General features: G+C 49.9%; 6 protein-coding genes and 2 rRNA genes. All 8 read right to left on the bottom strand.

From position 1 onward, the window contains the following. Nucleotides 1–476 precede the first annotated feature (476 nt). Nucleotides 477–863: a type II toxin-antitoxin system HicB family antitoxin gene (locus BR83_RS0114520; protein ID WP_027357649.1), complete on the bottom strand. Its 387-nt coding sequence runs from the start codon at nucleotides 861–863 to the stop codon at nucleotides 477–479. After that, nucleotides 860–1117, bottom strand: a complete 258-nt coding sequence (locus BR83_RS0114515) for a type II toxin-antitoxin system HicA family toxin (protein ID WP_027357648.1) — start codon at nucleotides 1115–1117, stop codon at nucleotides 860–862. Before BR83_RS0114515 ends, BR83_RS0114520 begins: the two co-directional genes overlap by 4 nt. A 329-nt stretch (nucleotides 1118–1446) precedes the next feature. Beyond that, nucleotides 1447–2241, bottom strand: a complete 795-nt coding sequence (locus tag BR83_RS0114510; RefSeq protein ID WP_242839694.1) for an acyl-CoA dehydratase activase — start codon at nucleotides 2239–2241, stop codon at nucleotides 1447–1449. A 14-nt stretch (nucleotides 2242–2255) separates the two neighbouring features. Then, a complete protein-coding gene (locus tag BR83_RS0114505; RefSeq protein ID WP_027357646.1) occupies nucleotides 2256–3527 on the bottom strand; it encodes a double-cubane-cluster-containing anaerobic reductase in 1272 nt (423 codons plus the stop codon). 120 nt (nucleotides 3528–3647) lie between these two features. Continuing rightward, nucleotides 3648–4607: a glycosyl hydrolase family 18 protein gene (locus tag BR83_RS0114500; RefSeq protein ID WP_027357645.1), complete on the bottom strand. Its 960-nt coding sequence runs from the start codon at nucleotides 4605–4607 to the stop codon at nucleotides 3648–3650. A gap of 108 nt (nucleotides 4608–4715) precedes the next feature. Further along, nucleotides 4716–5282: an HD domain-containing protein gene (locus BR83_RS0114495; RefSeq protein ID WP_027357644.1), complete on the bottom strand. Its 567-nt coding sequence runs from the start codon at nucleotides 5280–5282 to the stop codon at nucleotides 4716–4718. Nucleotides 5283–5481: 199 nt separating this feature from the next. Continuing rightward, a 5S ribosomal RNA gene (gene rrf, locus BR83_RS0114490) occupies nucleotides 5482–5597 on the bottom strand. Nucleotides 5598–5646: 49 nt separating this feature from the next. After that, nucleotides 5647–5828, bottom strand: a 23S ribosomal RNA gene (locus tag BR83_RS0114485); the annotation flags it as partial.

The raw sequence follows: 5828 nt of genomic DNA, 5'->3' as shown, positions 1-5828 counted from the left end.
CCACCGGTTACCAAATACGAAAATTTTGCCTGCCTTGATAGGTGGAAGCAGCCGGTACAATGGATTGGAGCGAGGCTGTTCTTTAACCCCATCATGCTCCCCATCGCCGCAATGCTATAGACGTCATGAATTTATGGAAGCCTATGCAGAGGTATCCAAGTATATAGAAATATTACAATCGGAAAAGGAGGCATGATAGCCTGAGGTATATGAGCCCTGAGGAGTTTCATAAAGTATTTATGAGCAAATTAATGAAAGCCGAATCTTTTGTGGCATAATCTCCATAATTAGGGGGCCAGCCCGACAAAGCCAGCAAACGTTTCATAAAAACCCCTCCTTTAATCTTTGTTACTCAAAAAAAAGCGCCGTTAACACGGCACTTGGAAGTAAGTTCTTTTATAAGAAAAAATTCAACTACCAGTCTAACACTGGCAGGCCTCCGGCTTCAATCGTGAATTCACTGACGAACAGGCATTTTATTTGCTCTTTACTTGTTCCTCCCCTTGACTGAAGCCTACACTGCGTGCTAGCTGGTAGCTAATGTATTGGTTGAGGCTGACATTTTCTTCCCTGGCTTTTTCAGCCATAATGCGATGCAGGGACCTTGGTATACGAATCCTGATCTGACCGGAATAGTTTTCCGGAACTGGCTCTGGTACAAGACGACCTAACTCCAGGCAGTTCTCAATCCAGCATTTTTTGGCATCCTGTAAGTTTGCCAAGGCTTCTTCAGGCGTAGCTCCGTCAGACATGCAACCGGGAAGCTTGGGTATTTCGGCAAACCAGCCTCCCCCTTCTTCCTCGCTCAATTTACGAAGCCTAATCTCATAGTTTAAATTTAAGTAATACTCCAGGTCTTTCACTCGACTTCACCTCTGTCTTGTAGCTTTTTAATCGCTCCAATGGCCTTTTTAACGTATATTGCTTTTATTGGCCTGTCTTTTGGTATGGTTAGTATTTCGTCAAGCTGGGAATGGTGGTACGTAAAATGACTTGAGCCCTTGCGTGGGTGACGGCGAGTGAAACCGTATCGCTTAAGCAGTTTGTCGAGGTCATCAAAACCTACATCATTAGGATTATTAACAATTTTTTCAAAAAGTTTTTTGAGCTTTGCCATAAACACCCACCGCTTGCCCTTATGGTATCATATACGGTACCATTTGATCAAGCAAAAGTTAAAAAAAGGCGGCTATAGTACCCGCCTTCACGCCCTTTCCGCATGAACGACACCGAAATGCCTCAGCCCGTTCTTTTCTGCGACCTTTTAGTCGGGTTGTTCTCTTCTCTCCTCCTCCGCAAGGATTTCAGATTACAAACTCAAAGCGGCGCGGGTTACCATCGCCCATAGAGGAATCAGAACAAATATTCCCAGAAAATTCTATGGAGATAAACAACCAGGTTTGCGCCCATCCCGTATGGTTAAAAAAATGATAAAGCCCCGGGAAACTATCCCGTGGCTTTACCTTTAACCTCTATCCCTGCTCCGTACAGGGCTGCACCCAGGGCACCAACCAGCTGGGGACTGGTGGGTACCAGCAAATCCGGAAGGCCGGCACGCCGGGCGAAGTAAGCGGGCAGGCCGGGAATGGCTGCCACTCCACCGGTAAAAACCACCGGAGGTACAATACCCATACGCGAAAGCATATTTTGAGCGCGATCGCATATGGAATTGAGCACGGCCCGGGCCACAACTCCAACGGGCTGGCCTTCCGCCAGCAGCGAAACCACTTCTGATTCGGCAAAAACGGTACACATGCTGTTTAATAAAACCTTTTCTTCACTTTGAGCAGCGGCAGCTACCATTTCCTCTAATGGCAGGCCCAGGCTCTGGGCCATAACCTCAAGGAACTTACCCGTTCCGGCAGCACAGCGATCATTCATAATAAAATCCACTACCCGGCCATGTTCATTCAGGCGGATTACCTTACTGTCCTGGCCACCGATGTCGAGTACGGTGCGGCAGGAAGGAAAGAGATAACTGGCACCCAGAGCGTGGGCCTTGATCTCGGTAATCAAATCGGTGGCAAAATCCGCCCGGGCACCGTGGCGACCGTAACCCGTGGCCACTATATGCCGGTATTGCGACAGGTCCCCGGCTATTTCCCGGGCGCGCTCCAGGGGGCGGGGCCCGCTATCAAATACCCGCCCTGATATCATCTCACCGCTCTCATTTAATACAACCACCCCAATGGTTCGAGAACCAATGTCAATGCCCAGAACCGCCATATTAAGACCGCTCATCCTTTCCTGCACTTCTAACGCAACATTTCCAGGAAGGCTTCCACCCGTGTGCGCAGCTGGCCGGCGTCCTCCTCACTGTAGTCGGTTTCCACTTTCATCACAGGAATACCCCGCGCTTTCAGAGCCTTCTCTACGGCATAGTACTCAACCGCGTAACCGTGACAGAACTGCAGGTTATAGTAAATAACGCCATCGGCCCGGTACTCTTCCACCAGGCGTAAAATATCATCAATACGCCCCGGGTTGGGAGTAAAGCAGGAACAGTTTATTTTCAGGTAACGTTCCGCCAGGGCCTGCAGCTGCTCTTCCAGGGTCTGCCCGGATTCATCCACCTGATGTTCGAAAAAGCGGGTTCCGGTACAGGTTTCCTCGCAAACAACCACAGCACCGGCCGTTTCGATAATATGGTGCAGTTTCCAGTTAGGAATGGCCATCGGGGTACCGGTTACAAGAATACGCGGAGACCCGGAGGGGAATACCCCACGGCCGGAGGCAATGCGCTCTTCCGCTTCTGCGGCCACAGCTTCCGTTTTTTCAATGAAACGGGGGGGATCGTCGTAAAAACTGACCTGGGTAACCAGCAGGACATCTTTCCCGCTTACAGGTACCGGATCGGCCTTGCGGGCCCGGTACAGGCGCTCCAACGCCCGGCGCAACCGGTTCTGGAGGCGGATTTCTTCTGCCAGCCTCTCTGGTGTAACCCGGCAACCGGTTAATTCTTCCATCCTGGCCAGAAATAGTTCTATCTCCTTGCGCCAGGCAGCCAGATCCTGCGGCCGTTTCATCTGAGGCAGGTCCATTACATAAACGGGGGCAAATTCACCCAGAACTTCCCAGGCCTTCTTCTTCCCATCGCAGGTTGTCTCGCCAATTAAAAGATCGCACGATTGGAAATAAGGACAGGTCCCGCTCAGGCGGGCACCCAGGGAAGCTTTAATCAGCGGGCAGAGGTTCCGCGGCAATACCTTTTCCCCATCGGGAATCCAGAACTGAGAACCGCCACACAGGCCCACAGCAATAGCCCCGGCAGCACGAACAATCTCCACGGGCACAAATACACAAAAGGCCCCGCAAACCTTACCTCCACGACGGCGGTGTTCTACCAGCTCGGCAATCCTCAAGCTATGAATCTCGGCAACCACCAGGTCAAAGTATTCCATGGCCTGCGGGCGATCTTTTTGTTGCAGGTAAACCTCTTCGTAGACCAGTGGTAAAGCACTGGTCAGCCGGTCATGTTTCTCCAGATCCATCCCCAGGTCAGACCACATCTTACGATAATCAGTCATAAAAAAAGACCTCCCTGTATGAGGTGTAATCGGAGGTCTTACATTCTTGATCAAGTCACAAAAATCCTTTATTTCTTTAATATAATTATTTTATTATTCATTGTCTCGTAATAACTATAATTAATTAATTTGCAGGGAACCAAGGAAAGCCCAGATCCGGGAATCTTCAAGGCCCAGGCGCCAGACACCAATCCCCGGTACATTCTCCCGCCGCACGACAGCCATTTTGGCGGCAAAGCTGCGGACATCCTCAAACCACACAATGTGGGTTATACCATTTACCTGGTAGGTATAGGTCCATTCCTGGGCAACTTCGTCATAACGGGGGGTTACACCGTATTCCCTGGCCCGTTCTACAGCCTGCCGGTAGGACAGTGTTTCCGGAAAATTCACTCCTTCCGTCCAGTCATAACCATAGACGGGAATGCCAAGGCGAATTTTAACCCGCGGGATTACAGACAGGGCATAATTTAAAACCTGCTGTACAAAACCTATAGAAGCTATTGGTCCCGGCATAGCAAAATGCTCATCATAAGCCAGAATGTACACCTGGTCGCTTGCAGCACCCAGCTCCGGGTAGCTGAACGCCCCGGAAAACGGGTGGCGGGGATTATCTTCCAGTTCAGCGGGGACGGAGATGGTAACCAAAAAACCTTCCGGCTTTAAAACCTGATAAAGTTCGGTCATAAACCTGGTCAGGTACGGCCGGTCTTCAGGGGGTACAAACTCAAAATCAATGTTTACCCCGGCATACCCGGCACGGCGCAGCATGTTTAAAATACTGGTAATCAATGTTTGACGCAGGTTATTATCGGTCAACAAGGCATGGACAAGGGGACTGTACTCCGGGCTGGAATAATTATGCACGATGGCCAGGACGGGGAGGTTTAATTCTCGAATAAGTTCCAGTGACCGGGGATCGGATTGCTCGTTAAGCTCTCCCTGCCAGGTCACCCCGTACCAGAATGGAATCAGATAATCAATGAGCCTTCCATACTGCTGCAGGGATTGAAATCCCAGGGGATCGGTAACATAATACCAGTTATTTTCAAGAGGTTGATAAAAGCGAAAGGAGTTCACCCTAAAACCCTCCGGTTCATGTTTTTTACCCCTAAAACAATGTTATGGTAATATATACCAGCCGGTGACAGGATTTAAAATTTCCCTGCAGCCAGATTACCGGAACCATTATGAAAAAAGCTTGTGCCATTGAAAAAACCGCATTACCTGCCCGGAGCCATGGCGAGAAAGTTCCCGCTCGATCTCAGCCACTGTTTTTTCCCGGTCAATGGCATCCCTGTTTTTGGAGAAAAACTTATCGGCATAGCAGATGATCTTTTCCTCGAGTGTAACCGGCACCATATCTCTGGGCGGCAGGGGAAGACAATGTTCTATAATTTCCTCTTTCGTAATTCCTGCACCCACGTGCCGCTCGCAAACAAGGGCATGCAAAGGCAGACCCTCATTTTCTAAAAGTTCGCGCCCAAGGTAGCCGTGGCAGACATATGGCTTTTCACCCCGGCAACCGATCTGGTGTAGATAAGTCAAAAAAATACCTATATCATGGAGCATAGCGGCTTCAACAAGAAACTTGCGATCGGGATGAAGATGGCTAACTTTATCCGCCACTTTCAGTGCCTTACGGGCTACCGCCTTACTGTGCTCCACCAGTAAATGATAAAGTTCAGTTTCCGGGTGGTAATATTTCCGAAGTATTTTCAACGGTGGGACCATCACCGCTTCCAGCATGTCCATCATAATTCATCCAATCTTAAAATTTTGCTTTGGGTTACAACCATATGGATATTATATAACAAATATGGCGTTTTTTGTTTGGGTAATTCCCATAAAATAATTACAAAAAAGCCGGCGCTCGTGGCCGGCAGCCCTATCTGACCTGCCTGGAAAGGATAAAATTATACCCCCGGTTAGTGAACCGGGGGTAAGAAAAGTTTTCCGGCAGCGACCTACTCTCCCGGGGGTAGGCCCCCAAGTACCATCGGCCCTGGAGGGCTTAACTTCCGTGTTCGGGATGGGAACGGGTGTTTCCCCTCCGGTATAGCCACCGGAAAACCTGTATATTCCCTCAAAACTTCACAGTGAGAATCCGCAGGTATATGAGGTCAAGGCCTCGACCTATTAGTACCGGTCCGCTCAACCGGTTACCCGGCTTACACGCCCGGCCTATCTACCTGGTAGTCTTCCAGGGGTCTTACCCCGGCACCCGGTGAGCGCCGGGTGGGAAACCTTATCTTGAGGAGGGCTTCGCGCTTAGATGCTTTCAGCGCTTATCCCCACCAG

This window comes from Desulfofundulus thermocisternus DSM 10259, assembly GCF_000686645.1.
Lineage (GTDB): Bacteria > Bacillota > Desulfotomaculia > Desulfotomaculales > Desulfovirgulaceae > Desulfofundulus > Desulfofundulus australicus.
This window is presented reverse-complemented; position numbering and strand designations above follow the sequence as displayed.

Coding starts and splice junctions, on each gene's coding strand:
- BR83_RS0114515 (WP_027357648.1), bottom strand. CDS start 1,117: ATGGCAAAGCTCAAAAAACTTTTTGAAAAAATTGTTAATAATCCTAAT.
- BR83_RS0114505 (WP_027357646.1), bottom strand. CDS start 3,527: ATGACTGATTATCGTAAGATGTGGTCTGACCTGGGGATGGATCTGGAG.
- BR83_RS0114510 (WP_242839694.1), bottom strand. CDS start 2,241: ATGAGCGGTCTTAATATGGCGGTTCTGGGCATTGACATTGGTTCTCGA.
- BR83_RS0114495 (WP_027357644.1), bottom strand. CDS start 5,282: ATGGACATGCTGGAAGCGGTGATGGTCCCACCGTTGAAAATACTTCGG.